Source organism: Mitsuaria sp. GD03876, from assembly GCF_029840635.1.
In the GTDB taxonomy this organism is placed as follows: Bacteria; Pseudomonadota; Gammaproteobacteria; order Burkholderiales; family Burkholderiaceae_C; genus Roseateles.
This window is the reverse complement of record NZ_JAOCCU010000025.1, coordinates 1-15,679: the sequence shown is the minus strand read 5'-3', so window position 1 is coordinate 15,679 and position 15,679 is coordinate 1. Positions and strand designations below refer to the sequence as shown.

The following is a 15,679-nucleotide window of genomic DNA, read 5'->3' as shown; positions in this document are numbered from 1 at the left end:
CTACCGTCGAGCCATCTCGGCAGACCGCGTCCGGCCTCCATGGTTCATCCCTCCTCCTCCGCGACGGACCTGCCGCCGTCCGCCGCCTCCGGCAAGCCCGCGTCGTCCACCACGCCGCCCGCCGCGCCCAAGCGCAAGCCGCGCCGGCGCCGCCCGCCGCGTCTCTCGGCCGCCGCGTGGCGCCAGTTCCTGCAGATCGCCAAGCCCTACTGGCTGGGCGACCAGCGCAAGGCCGCCTGGGGCCTGCTGCTCCTGCTGATCGTGCTGATGCTCTGCGAGACCCAACTCGCGGTGCTGCTCAACGACAAGACCGGCGAGATGACCTCCGCCCTGGCCGAACGCAACCACGCCCGCTTCTGGCTCGCCGTGCGCGACAGCCTGCTCGTGCTGGCCTTCGCCGTGCCGGTCTACGCCTTCTACTACTACATGCGCGACGCCTTCTCCAACCACTGGCGCCGCTGGCTCACCGGCCGCTTCCTCGACGGCTACCTCGACGGCCGCAAGTACTACGAGATCGCCGGCGGCGGCGGCCCCGCCGGCGGCGCCGACATCGACAACCCCGACCAGCGCATCTCCGAGGACATCAACACCTTCACCGGCCGCTCCACCCACTTCTCGCTGCTGATGCTGGGCTCGGTCATGCAGCTGGTGGCCTTCTCCGCGGTGCTGTGGTCGCTGTCCAAGCTGCTCGTCGCGTTCCTGGCCGTGTACGCCACCGTCGGCACCTTCCTGGCGCTGCACGTCTTCGGCTCGCCGCTGATCCAGCTGAACTTCTGGCAGCTGCGCCGCGAGGCCGATTTCCGCTTCGGCCTGATGCGCCTGCGCGAGAACGCCGAGTCCATCGCCTTCTATCGCGGCGAACCGCAGGAACGCGCCCACATCGAGCACCGCTTCGACGCCGTCTACGAAAACTACTGGAAGCTGATCCGCAAGCAGCGCGCGCTCAACCTGTTCCAGCGCGGCTTCAGCCAGCTCACGTTGGTCGTGCCCAGCGTGATCCTGGCCGAGCGCGTGCTCTCCGGCCACCTCGAGGTCGGCGCCGCCGTGCAGGCCGCCGGCGCCTTCGCCGCGGTGCTGGCCGCCGTCTCGCTGATCGTGGACAACTTCGAGAGCCTGAGCCGCTTCGTCGCCGGCATCGACCGGCTGCATGCGCTCTCCGACGCCATGCACCGCCGCAAGCCCCGCGACGAGCGCGCCCGCGAGCGCATCGAGACCGCGCACGCCGAGCAGTTCGCGCTGCGCGACCTGACGCTGTACACGCCGCAGTTCGACCGGCTGCTGGTGGAGAAGCTCAACGTCGCGCTCCAGCCCGGCGAGAGCCTGCTGATCACCGGCGCCAGCGGCTGCGGCAAGAGCTCGCTGCTGCGCGCCATCGCCGGCCTGTGGCGCTGCGGCGAAGGCCGCATCGAGCACCCGCCGATGCAGGACGTGTTCTTCCTGCCGCAGCGCCCCTACCTGCAGCCCGGCACGCTGCGCAGCCAGATGATCTATCCCGACACCCGCACCGACCTCGACGACGACGCGCTGCGCGCGATCCTCGCCGACGTCTGCCTGCCCGAGCTCGCCGGGCGCGTCGGCGGCCTGGACGCGGTGCAGGACTGGGAGAAGCTGCTGTCGATGGGCGAGCAGCAGCGGCTGGCCTTCGCGCGGGTGCTGGTGCGCACGCCCCGGATGGTCATCCTCGACGAGGCCACCAGCGCGCTGGACAGCTGCAACGAACGCCGCCTCTACGAGCGCCTGTGCCGCGACGGCGTCACGCTGGTCAGCATCGCGCACCGCCGCGGCGTCCTGCGCCACCACACGCACGTGCTGCGGCTCACCGGCGACGGCGGCTGGGAGCTGCACCCCGCCGACGGCTACGATTTCGATGCCGTCGAGGAGGCGGAGGAGGACAACCCACCATGATCATCGCCAGCCTGACGACCCCCGCCACCGCCAACGCGGCTGCCGCGGCGACGCATTGGACCGACGCCGTCGTCGCCACGCTGCGCTCGGAGTTCTCCGACATCCCCGACGTCGAGCAGATCACCCGCATCACCGTGCGCCTGCTGCTGGCCGCGGTGCTCGGCGGCATCCTCGGCTACCAGCGCGAGCACCACGGCAAGGCCGCGGGCATGCGCACCCACATGCTGGTGTCGCTGGGCGCGGCGCTGTTCGTGCTGGTGCCGCAGCAAGGCGGCATGCACCTGTCGGACATGAGCCGCGTGCTGCAGGGCGTCATCGCCGGCATCGGTTTCCTGGGCGCCGGCGCGATCCTGAAGCTGGAGAACGAGGAGCAGGTCCACGGCCTGACCACCGCCGCCGGCATCTGGATGACCGCGGCGATCGGCATCGCCTGCGGCCTGGGCCGCGAGGCGACGGCGGTGCTCAGCATGCTGCTGGCGCTGGCCATCCTGGAGCTGCTGCCCAAGTTCGCGCGCAAGCGCCGGCGCCATCACCGCCCGCCGGCCGCGGCTCAGGCCGAGACGCGCGACGAACCCCGGCTCGACTGATCGATCGCGCCGCCGTCCCGCCCGGCCGAGGGCATGCCCGGCTGCGCGGTCCCGCGCGCGCCGGGCCGCTCCGGCAGCTTCATCGCATGCGGCACCGGCCGGGGGCGCTGGGTCAGCGCGGTGCCGAGCCGCGTGCTCAGTGTCATCCGGTTGTTGATGGCCCAGCCGCTGGCGTCCAGGATCGGGCCGAGGCTGCGCTGGCGCAGCTTGAGCCAGGCGATCAGCATGCTGGGGCCGGAGATGGACAGCACGATGCCCAGCATCCCCAGCGGAATCCACCAGCCCAGGTCGACGAAGCGGCCGAACAGGCCGACGATCACCGTGCTGATGCTGCCCAGCGCCACGCCCAGCGCCGCGACCGTGCCCACGTCGACGCGACGCGCCGGCACGCCGGGCGGCAACGGCGCGCCCGGTGCGGCGGGAGTCAGGGCCGACGCGGTCCCCGGCTGGTCGGCCGTGGCGATCTTCCCGGCCCAGTTGCCCAGCCGCCCCTGCTGCGCCGTGTCGCCGGCGGCGGCGCGCTTGGCGACCTGCTCCTCGACCAGGCGCACCAGCTTCTTGTACGGCGACAGGAAGGCCTGGCCGACGCTGATCGGGTTCTCGATCACCTTGACGATGCGCGCGTCCCAGTCGTGGCCGTCGCGGTCGTAGAACAGCCCGTTGCGGCCGACGAAGAGGAAGTCCACGTCGCCCGCGCTGACGACCGCCACGACGGTGCGCTTCTGGTTCAATCGCACGCACTCGCAGTAGGCGAGGTAGGCCTTGGCCAGGCCCGCGATCGGTGCGTGCCGGGCGGGGTCGGCCACCTCGACCGTCAACTCGCAGGCGCGCCCATCGACGTATAGCGTGCCAGCCTGGAACACCGCGCCGCGGCCTTCGTAGAAGTCCTCGAAGGACACGAAGTTGCGCGCCAGCCGCAGCAGGTCGCGCTGCAGCAGCACCAGCTTCTCCAGGTCGTTGAGCGCCGCGTGACGCGGCGCCGCGGCGCGGTCGTCCGCGACCCGCCGGAGCAGCCGCGCGCGTGCCTCGTCCGGCCGCTCGCCCGCCAACGCGGCGACGGCGTCGACGCCCAACGCCGCCACCGGTCCGGCCGGCTGCTGCGCGAGCCATGCCCGGCAGGCCTGGACCTGGTCCTTGAGCGCGTGCCAGTCGGCCTCGCCGAGCTCGGCCGCGTCGCGTCCCAGCAGCGGCCGCACCGCCTGCTCGCGCAGCGTCGCCAGCGCGGCGCGCCAGGCCGGGTTCGCGCGCTCGTCCAGCGGCAGCTGCGCGCCGGCGGCCACCGGCGCCGCCGGCAGCTGCTTCAGCGGTCCGCCGTCCAGCGACAGCAGCGTCGCCGCGAGCGGCTTGAGCTGCTCCGGATCGGTCGCGTTGAGCGTCGCCGCGGCCGTGGCGTCGTAGCTCGCGAGCCGGCAGCGGGCGAAGAAGTCCTCCACCTTGTCGTGCACCGCCTGCACCGCCATCGCCGCGGCGCGCTTGCCGGCGCAGCCGGCCTCGCCTTCGCCGTGCCAGGCCAGCAGCGTCGCCGCCTGGTCGAAGAACGCGGCGATGCGGGTCTCGTCGATGCCGGGTTCGCCGCCGGCGTCCGCGACGGTGCCGAACGCTTCGCCGATGCGCTGCGCCAGCGCGCGCTCCGTGGCGTCCTCGATGGCCGCGATCGGCACGATGCCGTCGCCGTTGTGCCGTTCGGCGGCCAGGTGCGACTGGCGCTCGCGGATCTCGTCCAGGCCGATGTCGGCCTGCGCGTCGTGGCCGGCCAGCGCCAGCGTGCGGCGCAGTTCGTCCGCGAGCGCGCGTCCCTCGTCGGTATCGGCCAAGGAGGCGATCGCGAGCCGCGCCTCGCCGCGCAGCAGCGGCTGCCAGTCGCGCAGCCGCGCGCCGGTCCATTCACAGGCGGCGATCAGCTCCGGCGCGCGGATGCGGCCGTCGCGATCGAGGTCGATCAGGTCCAGGGTGCGTTCGTCGAATTCGAGCCCGCGGGTCGGGCACGCCAGCGCGACCCAGCGCTTCTGGTCGAGGTCGCGGAGATGCAGGAGGTCGTCGGCGGTGTCGATGCGCGCCTGATCCGCGCCGCCCGCCCTGAAGAATCGCCAGGGATGTGTCATAGGGTGCGCATGCTGCGGCAAGCGACATGCCGCCGCGGCCGATGGATCGCGCGCCGGTGCGAGTGCCGGACCGTCCCCCCCATCCGCGACGCGGGCATGACAGTTGCCGCCAGGTGCGCTACGGTGAGCGCTGGGGAGGCGCTCCGGAGCTCAGCATGGATCTCGACACCGTGTCCTATGTATTCCAGAGCCTGGACGGCACGTTCACAATCAAGCCGCGCCTGTCGCGGCGCTGGCGCGTGAAACACGACAGCATGCCGTGGGGCGATTCGTTCGCGACCGCCGAGGACGCGGCACGGGCCCTGTCCGAGCGCTTCGCGGTGCCGGCCGACCTGCGCGAATGGACCGAGGTCGGCGACTTCCACACCGACGTCGGCGGCTTCACGATCTGACGGACGACCCCGGCGCGGCCCAGACCGCGCCGCCGCCGACCGCGTGGCAGCGCGCGCCCGGCGGCAGGCCCGCCAGCGTGGTGCCGGTGAACGCGCCGAACGCCGGCAGGATCAGGAGCCCCTCGGATTCGCAGAAGCACGGCAGCCGCTGATGCTCATGCGCGCGTCCGCGCAACGTCGTCGCCGGATGCAGATGCCCGGCCAGCGCGTACGCCCCCGGGACGGCTTGCGGATGGTGGCAGGCCGCGAACGGCCCGAGCCGGTGCGGCTCGTCGACGACCTCGATCCGCAGCGACGCCGGCGGATCGCCGGCGCGGCTGTCGTGGTTGCCGCGGACCAGCAGGCACTCGACCTCCCCATGCCGCTCGCGCCACCGATGCACCGGATCGAGCACCCGCGGCTGCTGCGCCGCCGCGGCGTGGAGGAAATCGCCCAGCACCACCAGGCGCCGGGCGGCCACGCTGTCGACCAGCGCGGTGAGCCGGTCCAGGTTGTCCCGCGTCGTGCCCGACGGCACCGGCTGGCCCAGCGCGCGGAAACTCGCCGCCTTGCCCAGGTGCACGTCGGCCACGAACACGGTCCGCGCGCACGGCCACCACAGCGCCGGCGCGGGCAGCAGCCAGACGCGTTCGTCGGCAAGGGTCATCGCCAGCGCGCCGCGAGGCGGTTCGATGTCGGCCGGGTCGTCGGTCAGCACGGTCATCGCGCGATCATCGCTCCGCCACGTTGCCGAATGGTTCCGCGCCGGCCCCGCACACAGCGGCCCTTCCGACCTTCACCCCCTGCCGACGATCCCGATGCTCCCGACCTCGACCCCACCCGCCGCGGACGCACCACGCGCCGGCGCCCTGCCCGCGTTCTCCGCGTTCCTCGATCACCCGGCCGGCCGCCTGCTGCACGACTTCCGCGACATCGCCGGTCCCTGGGCCCGCGCCCGCCGGGACAACGACCTCCCGCGGGCCGAAGCCATGCTGCAGGCCCTGCGCGCGGCGCTGGACCAGGGCGCCATCGACGCCACGCGCCTGGGCCGGCTGCTGGAGGACGTCGGCGGGTCCGGCGCGTCGCTCCGCCTGATCGACGACGCGCTGACCGGCGGGTCGACGGCGCTGCTGGCGCTGACGGCCCGCCACCTGGCGCGCCTGGTCACCGCCGGCCATCTGGACGTCCGGAGCTTCGGTTGCCAGCTCAACGCCGACGGCGTCGACCGACAGCACCAGCGGGTCTACCAGGCGCCCTTGACGAGCGCCCTGATGCGCGGCGACGGCCCCAAGGTCATGGCGCTGTGCCAGGCGCTGCTCGACGAGGTGGACGGCCGGCGTCTGACGCTGGACGACGTGGCCGACATCTTCGACCAGCATGTGCACGCGGACCGGAACGACAGCCGGGCGACGATGCTGAAGCTCGTCGAGGACGAACGGATCGCCGGCATCTCGATCCTCGACGCGTGCGCGCGCCTCATGGCCACGCGGGGCATGCCGGTGCATCGCGTCAGGCGGCTCTACATGGTGGATCCGGGACCGCCGCTGCATGCGCTGACCCTGCTGCGGAACCGGCCGCCCACGGGGGGCCTGCCCCTCGCGCTGGCCGCCTACGACGACGCGGTCAAGCGCGCCCACGCCGACGGGCTCCTGTCCGGGGCGGGCGCTTCGTCGTCTCGCCGCGTGTCTCCAGCGCCAGCGACTCGTTGACGGTCTCGATCGCCCATTGCGGCGAGTCCTTCCTCGCGAACACCCCGAGCGCGCGTTCGGCCGGTTCGTGCGCGGTGCCGACGGCCTCGCCGCCGGCGCTGCGTTCCAGTTCGGAGACCATGCGCGCGATGCGCTCGCCGAGCGATTCGTTGCTGAGCTTCTCGCGAAAGCGCTCGACCATCAGCGGGAACGCCAGCGGCGTGGGCCGGCGCGGCGCATGCACCCGCAGCGTCTGGCGCCCCATGCGCGCCAGCGAGGCCGCGAGCTGCCGCACGTCCAGTTCCTGCGTCAGCAGTTCCTGCTCCGCCTGCGTCAGCAGCCGGTTCGCCGGGTCGTACTGCTGGAAGACCTCGAAGAACAGCGTCGCCGACGCCTGCAGCTGCCGGTTGCCGCGTCGCTCGCCCGGGTGGCTCTGGAAGATCAGGCCCGCGATGCGCGCGATCTCGCGGAAGCGCCGCCGCGCCAGCTCGGTCGCGTTCAGGCTGGCCAGCACCTCGCGCAGCAGCGTCTCGTGCGGCGGCAGCGCCAGCAGCCCGGGCAGCCGCTCGGCCCAGTCGATCGGCTTGGCGCTGAGCAGCTCGAAGCCGTAGTCGTTCAGCGCGATCGAGAAGGTGCCGGTGTCCGGCTGCGCGGCGCGCCACGCGATCAGGCCCGCCAGCCCCAGGTGCACCTGGCGGCCGGCGAAGGGGAACAGGAACAGGTGCCAGCCCTCGCGTGTCTTCAGCGTCTCGGCCACCAGCACGTCGGGCGCGGGCACGCCGGACCAGCGGCGCTGGATGTCGATCAGCGGGCGCACGCACTGCATCTCCGGCGACTCGAAGTGGCCGGCGTCAGCCGCGGCCAGCTCGCGCAGCACGGCGTCGGCCAGCGTGCTCGACAAGGGCATGCGCGAGCCGTTCCAGCGCGGCAGCGCGGCGCGGCCGGCGGTGGCGCGTCGCACCAGCGCCGTCATCTGCTCCACGCGCACCAGCTCCAACAGCCGGCCGCTGAACATGAACGCGTCGCCGGGGCGCAGCCGCGCGATGAAGCTCTCCTCGACCGAGCCGAGCTTGCCGCCGCCCAGGTACTGCACGCTGATCGACGCGTCGCTGACGATGGTGCCGATGTTGACCCGGTGCCGGCGCGCGAGCCGCGCGTCCGACACGCGCCAGACGCCGTCCTCGTCGGGCACGACGCGGTGGTAGTCCGGGTAGGCGGCCAGCGACGGCCCGCCCTGGCGCACGAAGTCCAGCGCCCAGGCCCAGGCCTCGTCGCCGAGCGATTCGTAGGCGACGGTGCCGCGGATCTCCGCCCGCAGCTCGTCGGGCCGGAAGCCGCCGCCCAGCGCGACGGTCACCAGGTGCTGCACCAGCACGTCCAGCGGCTCGAGCGGGCCGTGGCGGGACTCGATCTGTCCGGCGCGGACGGCGTCGCGCGCGGCGGCGGCCTCGACCAGTTCGAGGCTGTGGGTCGGCACCAGCGTGATCCGCGACGGCCGGCCCGGGGCGTGGCCGGAACGCCCGGCACGCTGCACCAGCCGCGCCACGCCCTTGGCCGAACCGATCTGCAGCACCCGGTCCACCGGCAGGAAGTCCACGCCCAGGTCCAGGCTGGAGGTGCAGACGGCGGCCTTGATGCGGCCCTCCTTGAGGCCGAGTTCCACCCACTCCCGCACCTCGCGGTCGAGCGAGCCGTGATGCAGGGCCAGCACGCCGGCCCAGTCGGGCCGGGCCTCCAGCAACGCGCGGTACCAGCGCTCGGCCTGCGAGCGCATGTTGGTGAAGACCAGGCAGCTCGCGCTGGCGTCGATCGCCTCGACCACCTGCGGCAGCATGCGCAGGCCCATGTGGCCGGCCCAGGCGAAGCGCTCGGCGGTCTCCGGCAGCAGCGTGTCGATGACCAGCGTCTTGTCGGTTTCGCCGCGGACGATGACGCCGCGCGCGTGATCGGCCGAGGCGCCGATCGAGGTCGTGGAGGGGTCGACCGGCTTGTCGGCCGGGTCGGTGCCCAGCAGCGTGCGCAGCGCCTCGTCGAGGTTGCCCAGCGTCGCTGAGAGTCCCCAGGTCATCAACGGACGCGGCGTCTCGGCTCCCTCTCCCGCACCGCGGGAGAGGGCGGGGGGTGAGGGCCGCGCGCCGCGCTCCCGGCGGAAGGTCCGCAACCGCGCCAGCGCCAGCTGCGTCTGCACGCCGCGCTTGTTGCCCATCAGCTCATGCCACTCGTCGACGACGGCCAGCCGCACCCGGCCGAGCTGCTCGCGGGCCTCGGCGCGCGAGAGCAGCAGCGACAGGCTCTCCGGCGTCGTCACCAGCACCGTCGGCAGGCGCCGCTCCTGCGCGGCGCGCTCGGAAGAAGTCGTGTCGCCGCTGCGCAGCGCGGCGGTCCATCCCGGGCACAAGGCCGCCATCGGTCCCTGCAGCGCGCGCAAGGTATCGGCGGCCAGCGCCCGCATCGGGGTGATCCACAGCACGGTCAGCGGCGGCGCGAGCGGCTTGCCGCGCAAGGTGCCGCCCTCGCCGACCTCGTCGCGCAACGCGGCCAGCGCGCCCAGCCACACGGCCAGCGTCTTGCCGCTGCCGGTGCTGGAATGCAGCAGCCCGCTGCGCCCCCGCGCGATCTCGGCCCAGACCTCGCGCTGGAACGGAAACGCCGTCCAGCCGCGCTCGTCGATCCAGGCCTCGACCGCCGCCACGCTCATCGCGCAAGTCCTTCGTCAGAACGATTCGTCCCGCCATCCACCGGAACCGCATCGCCGGATTCGCCGGATTCGCCGGATTCGCCGGAGTCGGCAGAGTCGGCAGAGTCGACCGGGTCGACCGGGTCGACCGGGTCGGCCGGGTCGCTAGGGTCGCTAGGGTCGTTAGGGTCGGCGGGGTCGCCGGGGTCATCCGGTCCTGCCTGCCCCCCAACCGGCAGCAACGCCTGCAGCGACTGCAGCGTGTCGGCCTCCTCGACCGGCTTGTCCTCGCGGCGACGCAGCATCCGCGGGAAGCGCACCGCGATGCCGCTCTTGTGGCGGCCGCTGCGCGCGATGCCCTCGAAGCCGAGCTCGAACACCATCGTCGGCGTGACGCTGCGCACCGGGCCGAAGCTCTCGACGGTGGTCTTGCGGATCGCGGCGTCGACCTCGCGGATCTCCGCGTCCGTCAGCCCGGAATAGGCCTTGGCGAAGGGCACCAGCTGCCGCGCCGGATCGTCCTGCGGGCCGTTCCAGACGGCGAAGGTGTAGTCGGTATACAGGCTCGCGCGCCGCCCGTGGCCGCGCTGCGCGTAGATCAGCACCGCGTCGACGGACAACGGGTCGATCTTCCACTTCCACCAGACACCGACATCCTTCGTGCGCCCGACGCCGTAGCGGGCGTCCAGCCGCTTGAGCATCATTCCCTCGACGCCGAGCGCCCTGGCCTGCTCGCGTTGCCGCGCGAGGTCCCGCCAGTCCGCGCCGTCGACCAGCGGGCTCAGCTCGAGGCCGGGCAGCGGATGCGCCGCGACCAGCCGCTCCAGCCGCGCGCGGCGCTCATGCTGCGGACGGTCGCGCAGGTCGGCGCCGTCTTCCTCGAGCAGGTCGTAGACGCACAGCGCCACCGGCAGCTCGCGCAGCAGCTTCGGGCCGAGCGTCTTGCGTCCGATGCGCCGCTGCAGCTCCGCGAACGGCATCGCGCGGCCGTCGCGCCAGACCAGGATCTCGCCGTCGAGCACCGTGTCGTCGGGCAGCGCCTCGCCCATCGCGCGCAGTTCGGGGAAGCGGTCGGTCACCAGTTCCTCGCCGCGCGACCAGATCGCGACCTCGCCGCCGCGGCGCACCAGTTGCGCGCGGATGCCGTCCCATTTCCATTCGACCAGCCAGTCCGCCGACGGCCCGAGCACCGCGTCGAACTGCTCGACCGGCAGGTTCTGCGGATGCGCGAGGAAGAACGGATACGGCTGCAGGCCGCGGGTCGCGCCGCCCTCGCCGTCGGGCCCGGGCGGCGCGATCAGCGCGGCGTAGTCGGCCGCGGTCGGCCGCGCGCCGATGTGCGTGTAGCCCATCAGCCGCTGCGCGACGAGCTTGGCGTCGACGCCGCCCACCGCGGCCAGCGCCTGCGTGACCTGCAGCTTGGACACGCCGACGCGGAACGCGCCGGTGATCAGCTTGAAGTAGGTGAAGCGCTGGTCGACCGCGAGCGAGGCCCACTGGCTCTGCAGCGCGAGCGCGAGCGCCTCCGGCGGCTGGCCGCGCAGCGGCAGCAGTTGCTCCGTCATCCAGTCCGACAGCGGACGCTCGACGGCCTCGGCCGGGTCCGGCAGCAGCAGCGAGATCGTCTCCGCGAGATCGCCGACGGCTTCGTAGCTCTCGTCGAAGAGCCACTCCGGCAGGCCCGCGGCCACGCGCGCCTGCTCGCGCAGCAGCTTGGTCGGCACCAGCTGCCGCGGCTTGCCGCCGGCCAGGAAGTAGACGGCCCAGGCCGCGTCTTGCGGCGGCGCCTGGCGCAGGTAGGCCTGCAGCGCCGCCTGCTTCGCCAGGTTGGAGGTCGAGGCGTCCAGCTCGCGGTACAGCGCGGCGAAGGCCTTCATGAGGCGGCCTCGTCGCGTCGATCGCGTGGATCGCCTGGATCGCCTTGATCGCCTTGATCGCCTCGACGGGCTGGATCTGAGGCGCCCACGGCGTCGGCGGCGCCAGCGGCCTCGACAGGGGCGGCCGCGGCCTCCGGCGTGTCGTCCTCGCGGCCGTACTCCGTCTCGAAGGCCTGCGCCCGCAGCCCCTGCTCCGCGAGCCATCGCACCATCACCGGCACGCTGCCGTGGGTGACGAAGACGCGCTCCGCGCCGGTGCCGAAGATCGCCGCCATCAGCCCGGGCCAGTCGGCATGGTCCGAGACGACGAAGCCCCGGTCGACGCCGCGCCGGCGCCGCGTGCCGCGCAGCTGCATCCAGCCGCTGGCGAAGGCGTCCGCCGGATCCGCGCCGAAGCGTCGGATCCACGGCGAGCGCGCGGCCGACGGCGGCGCGATCACCAGCGCGCGCGACAGCGCCGCCTTGTCCAGCGCCGGATCCTGCGCATGGAAGGTCGGCGGCAACGCCACGCCGGCGTCGCGGTAGACGGCGTTCAGCGGCTCGACCGCGCCATGCGCCACGATCGGCCCGATCGACGCGTCCACGCCGTGCAGCAGCCGCTGCGCCTTGCCCAGCGCGTAGGCGTAGAGCACCGACGCGCGCCCCGCCGCCGCGTTGCGGCGCCACCATGCGTCGATCTCGGCGAATAGCGCGGCCTGCGACGGCCAGCGGTAGATCGGCAGCCCGAAGGTCGATTCGGTGATGAAGGTGTCGCAGCGCACCGGCTCGAACGGCGCGCAGGTGCCGTCGGCCTCGAGCTTGTAGTCGCCCGACGCGACCCAGACCCGGCCGCCGTGCTCGAGCCGCACCTGCGCCGAACCCAGCACGTGGCCGGCCGGATGCAGCGACACGCGCACGCCGCGATGCTCGATCGCCTCGCCGTAGCCCAGCGTCTGCAGCGTGATGTCGTCGCCGAGCCGGCGCCGCAGGATCGCCGCGCTGTCGCGGTGCGCCAGGTAGTGCGCGTGGCCGACGCGGGCGTGATCGCTGTGGCCGTGCGTGATCACGGCGCGGTCGACCGGCCGCCACGGATCGATGTAGAAGTCCCCCGGCGGGCAGTACAGGCCCTCCGGCCGCGCGACGACGAGGTCGTCCGATGCCGCGCCGTCCGACCGCCGGTCCGAAGGATTCGCCGTGCCCATGGCGACCGATGCTAGTCGGGCCCGCCCGGCGCCGCTGTAGGACGAGTCCGCGTCCCGGACCCGGCCGTCGACGGCGGGCCGTCGCAGGTCGCGGCGCCGAGCCGTTCGCCATCCGTCGCCTGAACCAGGGCCCGGCCCGCCGGGACCAAGCGGCCCTTGCAGCCTTCCGCCACCGCCATGTTCCCTTCCCACGCCCTCCCCGACCCGGGTTACGACAGCTTCACCAGCCTGCCCGCCGATGCCGAGGCACCGGACGACGGCTCCCTCTCCGGCCGCCTGCGCGCGGGCATCGTCGACGTCTCGGCGGACCAGGTCCGTGCGGCCCTGGACGCCTTGATCCACCGCCGTCCTCCGCTGCCGTCCGCGGCGCTGTGCGCGGCGCTGGCGGCCGCCTCGCGCGACGGCGACACGATGCTGCATGCCGCCGCCGCGCCCGGTCGCAAGGTCGTGCTCGACGTGCTGCTGGACGGCATCGGCACGCTCGCCCGCGCCGGGCGGATCGACCCGGCCGACCTCCGCCGCCTGCTGTGCGCCGTCAACGGCGAACAGGAGTCGGCGCTGCACCTGCTGGCCCACGCGCCGGGCGCGCCCGGCCTGCCCGGGTTCCGCGACCTGCTGATGCGGCTGCATGACGACCGCCGCCTGCCGCGCGACGACGTGGCCGCGGTGGTCCTGCAGGACAGCTTTGGCGAGACCCCGTTGCAGATGGCCCTGCGGCACGGCGGCCCCGTGGCGATCGACCGGACCTTGCGGCTCTTCGCCGAGGCCTTGACCCGCGACGCCATCACGCCGAGGCAGGTCGTCGCGGCCCTGACCGCGTCCCGGACGCCGGATCGGGGGGCGATGCGCCGCCCGCCGCCGCTGCACCCGCCGTTCATGCTGCCGGAGATCGCCTGCATCCAGGCCATCGTGGCCGGCGTCGACGCGCTGCAGCGCACGGGCCGGATGTCCGCGGCCGACCTGCGCAGCGGCATGGCGGCGGCGCTGGACCGGGGCGACGACGACGCGCTCGACAGCATGGACGTGATGGCGGACCGCGGCCGGGCGCGAGCGCTGGTGCAGGCCGCTCGCCAGCGCTGGTTCGACGACCCGGCGCCCTGAGCGCGCCGCCCCTGCGCAAAGCCGCGCAATCGCCCTACACTGCCCCGGCGTTCATCCATCAACAGCCCGGCGGCCGCCGACCGGGTTTTCCGGGGAGGGAAAGGGATGGGTCGTGTGTCCGACTGGCTGCTGGGACATCGCCGGATCGCGTGGCTGCTGGCCGCCGCGCTCGCGCTTGCATTGGGCATCGCCGCGAGCGAGACGCACCGCCGTTCGCTCGAGCACGACTTCCGGCATGCCCTGGCCAACGCCGCCCAGCGCGAGGCGCTGGCCCTGCAAGGCCTGACGCTGACCGGCAAGGGCATGGGCGCGGTCGTGCTGGCCGGCCAGCTCAACCCCGCGCTCAAGGCCGCCGCCGAGCTCACCGACACCGAGGCCGCCCGCCTCGCCCGCCCGGCCAGCGAGACGCTGGAAGTGGTGGGCAGCAGCGTCGGCGCGCAGCTGGCGTACGTCGTCAACGCGCGCGGCCGCATCATCGCGGGCTGGGACGACGAGGGCAATCCGCCGATCGGCCTGGACGTCAGCTTCCGCCAGTACTACCGCCAGGCGATGCGCGGCCAGCCCAACGTCTTCGCCGGCATCAGCATCTCCACCGGCCAGCGCGCCTACTGGCTGGCCGCGCCGGTCTACCGCCGCCCCGGCCAGAGCGGCGAGATCGCCGGCGTGGTCGCCGCGCGGCTGTACGCCGACGCGCTCGACCGCTTCCTGGACACCCGCAGCTACGCCGGCGCGCTGCTGGTCTCGCCGCAGGGCGTGGTGATCGCCGCCAGCCGCCCGGACTGGCGCATGGGACTGGACGGCGCGGTCACGCCGGAGCGCTCCAAGGCGCTGACCGCCGGTGGCCAGTTCGGCAAGCTGTTCGAAGACCCCGCCCGCGTGCACCGCCTGCCGTTCGCGCTGGGCGCGGAGACCGCCGAGGTCGAGGGCACCCGCCACGCGGTGGCGCAGGCCGAGGTCGCCTGGAACGACGCCAGCGGCCCCTGGCGGCTGGTGCTGCTGGGCGACCTGGACGCGCTCGAGCCGCGCCGGACCTGGCTGGCGATCGCGGCGCTGGTCGCGCTGCTGGCCTTCGGGCTGCTGGCGGCCTCGCTGCGCAGCCTGGCCCACGGCCGCGCGCGCGACCGCAAGGACCTCGAGCTGCAGGCCCAGCACCGCCAGCTGCAGGCGCTGCTGGAGGAGCGCGGACGCGCCCAGGACGCGCTGCAGCGGGCCAAGGAGGATGCCGAGGACGCCACCCGCGCCAAGTCCGACTTCCTGGCCAACATGAGCCACGAGATCCGCACCCCGATGAACGCGATCATCGGCATGTCGCACCTGGCGCTGCAGACCGGGCTGGACGCGCGCCAGCGCAACTACATCGAGAAGGTGCACCGCTCGGCCGAGAACCTGCTCGGCGTGATCGACGACATCCTGGACTTCAGCCGCATCGAGGCCGGCAAGCTGAGCCTGGAATGCGTGCCCTTCCGGATGGAGGACGTGCTCGACCACCTGGTCAACCTCATCGGCTTCCGCGTCGAGGACAAGGGCCTGGAGCTGCTGCTCAACGTGCCGGCCGACCTGCCCACCGCGCTGGTGGGCGATCCGCTGCGGCTCGGGCAGGTGCTGGTCAACCTGGGCAACAACGCCGCCAAGTTCACCGACCACGGCGAGATCATCATCGGCATCGAGGCGGTCGCCGTCTCCGGCCGCGACGACGCGGCCGCGCTGGACACGACCTGCACGCCCGAGGTCGAGCTGCATTTCCGCGTCCGCGACACCGGCATCGGCATGACGCCCGACCAGCAGGCGCGGCTGTTCAAGAGCTTCAGCCAGGCCGACAGCTCGACCACGCGCAAGTACGGCGGCAGCGGCCTGGGCCTGGCGATCTGCAAGCAGTTGGTGGAGATGATGGGCGGGCGCATCTGGCTGGAATCGGCGCCGGGCCAGGGCTCGACCTTCCACTTCACCGCCCGCTTCGCGCTGCAGCCCGAGGGCTCCGACCTGCCCGCGCGCCGCGCGCTGATGGCCCACGAGCTGGCGCGGCTGCGCACGCTGGTCGTCGACGACAACCGCGCCGCGCGCGAGATCCTGTCGACGCTGGGCGCGAGCTTCGGGCTGGACGTGAGCACCGCCGCCGACGGCGCCGAGGCGGTCCGCGACGCCGAGCGCGCGCAGGCCGACGGCCGGCCCTACGCGCTGGTGCTGATGGAC

The 15,679-nt window shown here is 73.5% G+C and carries 11 protein-coding genes; 6 read left to right on the top strand and 5 right to left on the bottom strand.

The window, feature by feature from the left end; all coding sequences use genetic code 11:
- Positions 1 to 39 precede the first annotated feature (39 nt).
- Together N5D62_RS16485 and N5D62_RS16480 are read left to right on the top strand one after the other, a co-directional pair.
- A complete protein-coding gene (locus N5D62_RS16485) occupies positions 40 to 1,905 on the top strand; it encodes an ABC transporter ATP-binding protein/permease (RefSeq protein WP_279758942.1) in 1,866 nt (621 codons plus the stop codon).
- A complete protein-coding gene (locus N5D62_RS16480) occupies positions 1,902 to 2,492 on the top strand; it encodes an MgtC/SapB family protein (protein WP_279758941.1) in 591 nt (196 codons plus the stop codon). The genes N5D62_RS16485 and N5D62_RS16480 overlap by 4 nt, the downstream gene beginning before the upstream one ends.
- Here the strand turns inward: N5D62_RS16480 and N5D62_RS16475 are convergent.
- Complete coding sequence (locus tag N5D62_RS16475; RefSeq protein WP_279758940.1) at positions 2,456 to 4,594, bottom strand: hypothetical protein; 2,139 nt, start codon at positions 4,592 to 4,594, stop codon at positions 2,456 to 2,458. The genes N5D62_RS16480 and N5D62_RS16475 overlap by 37 nt on opposite strands.
- Positions 4,595 to 4,749: 155 nt before the next feature.
- On the opposite strand from N5D62_RS16475, the gene N5D62_RS16470 reads away from it, so the two are divergent.
- Positions 4,750 to 4,986 carry a hypothetical protein gene (locus N5D62_RS16470; RefSeq protein ID WP_279758939.1) on the top strand — a complete coding sequence of 79 codons (237 nt, stop codon included), beginning with the start codon at positions 4,750 to 4,752 and terminating at the stop codon, positions 4,984 to 4,986.
- Here N5D62_RS16470 and pdeM read toward each other — a convergent pair.
- Positions 4,976 to 5,689, bottom strand: coding sequence for a ligase-associated DNA damage response endonuclease PdeM (gene pdeM / locus N5D62_RS16465; protein ID WP_279758938.1), 714 nt, complete (start codon positions 5,687 to 5,689; stop codon positions 4,976 to 4,978). The genes N5D62_RS16470 and pdeM overlap by 11 nt on opposite strands.
- A 94-nt stretch (positions 5,690 to 5,783) precedes the next feature.
- Between pdeM and N5D62_RS16460 the strand changes: the two genes are divergently transcribed.
- Positions 5,784 to 6,674, top strand: a complete 891-nt coding sequence (locus tag N5D62_RS16460) for a hypothetical protein (RefSeq protein ID WP_279758937.1) — start codon at positions 5,784 to 5,786, stop codon at positions 6,672 to 6,674.
- Here the strand turns inward: N5D62_RS16460 and N5D62_RS16455 are convergent.
- The 3 genes from N5D62_RS16455 to N5D62_RS16445 are packed head-to-tail and all read right to left on the bottom strand — an operon-like array spanning position 6,589 to position 12,388.
- Positions 6,589 to 9,351, bottom strand: a complete 2,763-nt coding sequence (locus N5D62_RS16455) for a ligase-associated DNA damage response DEXH box helicase (RefSeq protein ID WP_279758936.1) — start codon at positions 9,349 to 9,351, stop codon at positions 6,589 to 6,591. The two genes, N5D62_RS16460 and N5D62_RS16455, sit on opposite strands and share 86 nt — an antisense overlap.
- Positions 9,348 to 11,207, bottom strand: coding sequence for an ATP-dependent DNA ligase (locus N5D62_RS16450; protein ID WP_279758935.1), 1,860 nt, complete (start codon positions 11,205 to 11,207; stop codon positions 9,348 to 9,350). The genes N5D62_RS16455 and N5D62_RS16450 overlap by 4 nt, the downstream gene beginning before the upstream one ends.
- Positions 11,204 to 12,388: a ligase-associated DNA damage response exonuclease gene (locus tag N5D62_RS16445; protein WP_279758934.1), complete on the bottom strand. Its 1,185-nt coding sequence runs from the start codon at positions 12,386 to 12,388 to the stop codon at positions 11,204 to 11,206. Before N5D62_RS16445 ends, N5D62_RS16450 begins: the two co-directional genes overlap by 4 nt.
- A 177-nt stretch (positions 12,389 to 12,565) precedes the next feature.
- On the opposite strand from N5D62_RS16445, the gene N5D62_RS16440 reads away from it, so the two are divergent.
- Together N5D62_RS16440 and N5D62_RS16435 are read left to right on the top strand one after the other, a co-directional pair.
- On the top strand, positions 12,566 to 13,489 hold the full coding sequence (locus tag N5D62_RS16440) for a hypothetical protein (protein WP_279758933.1): 924 nt from the start codon (positions 12,566 to 12,568) through the stop codon (positions 13,487 to 13,489).
- Between the two features lie 105 nt (positions 13,490 to 13,594).
- A partial coding sequence (locus N5D62_RS16435; RefSeq protein WP_279758932.1) for an ATP-binding protein occupies positions 13,595 to 15,679 on the top strand: 2,085 nt, incomplete at its 3' end.

What these genes read in the sequence shown, in the direction of transcription:
- pdeM (WP_279758938.1), bottom strand. Translation starts at nt 5,689, where the DNA reads ATGACCGTGCTGACCGACGACCCGGCCGACATCGAACCGCCTCGCGGC.
- N5D62_RS16485 (WP_279758942.1), top strand. Translation starts at nt 40, where the DNA reads ATGGTTCATCCCTCCTCCTCCGCGACGGACCTGCCGCCGTCCGCCGCC.
- N5D62_RS16440 (WP_279758933.1), top strand. Translation starts at nt 12,566, where the DNA reads ATGTTCCCTTCCCACGCCCTCCCCGACCCGGGTTACGACAGCTTCACC.
- N5D62_RS16475 (WP_279758940.1), bottom strand. Translation starts at nt 4,594, where the DNA reads ATGACACATCCCTGGCGATTCTTCAGGGCGGGCGGCGCGGATCAGGCG.
- N5D62_RS16460 (WP_279758937.1), top strand. Translation starts at nt 5,784, where the DNA reads ATGCTCCCGACCTCGACCCCACCCGCCGCGGACGCACCACGCGCCGGC.
- N5D62_RS16480 (WP_279758941.1), top strand. Translation starts at nt 1,902, where the DNA reads ATGATCATCGCCAGCCTGACGACCCCCGCCACCGCCAACGCGGCTGCC.
- N5D62_RS16450 (WP_279758935.1), bottom strand. Translation starts at nt 11,207, where the DNA reads ATGAAGGCCTTCGCCGCGCTGTACCGCGAGCTGGACGCCTCGACCTCC.
- N5D62_RS16455 (WP_279758936.1), bottom strand. Translation starts at nt 9,351, where the DNA reads ATGAGCGTGGCGGCGGTCGAGGCCTGGATCGACGAGCGCGGCTGGACG.
- N5D62_RS16445 (WP_279758934.1), bottom strand. Translation starts at nt 12,388, where the DNA reads ATGGGCACGGCGAATCCTTCGGACCGGCGGTCGGACGGCGCGGCATCG.
- N5D62_RS16470 (WP_279758939.1), top strand. Translation starts at nt 4,750, where the DNA reads ATGGATCTCGACACCGTGTCCTATGTATTCCAGAGCCTGGACGGCACG.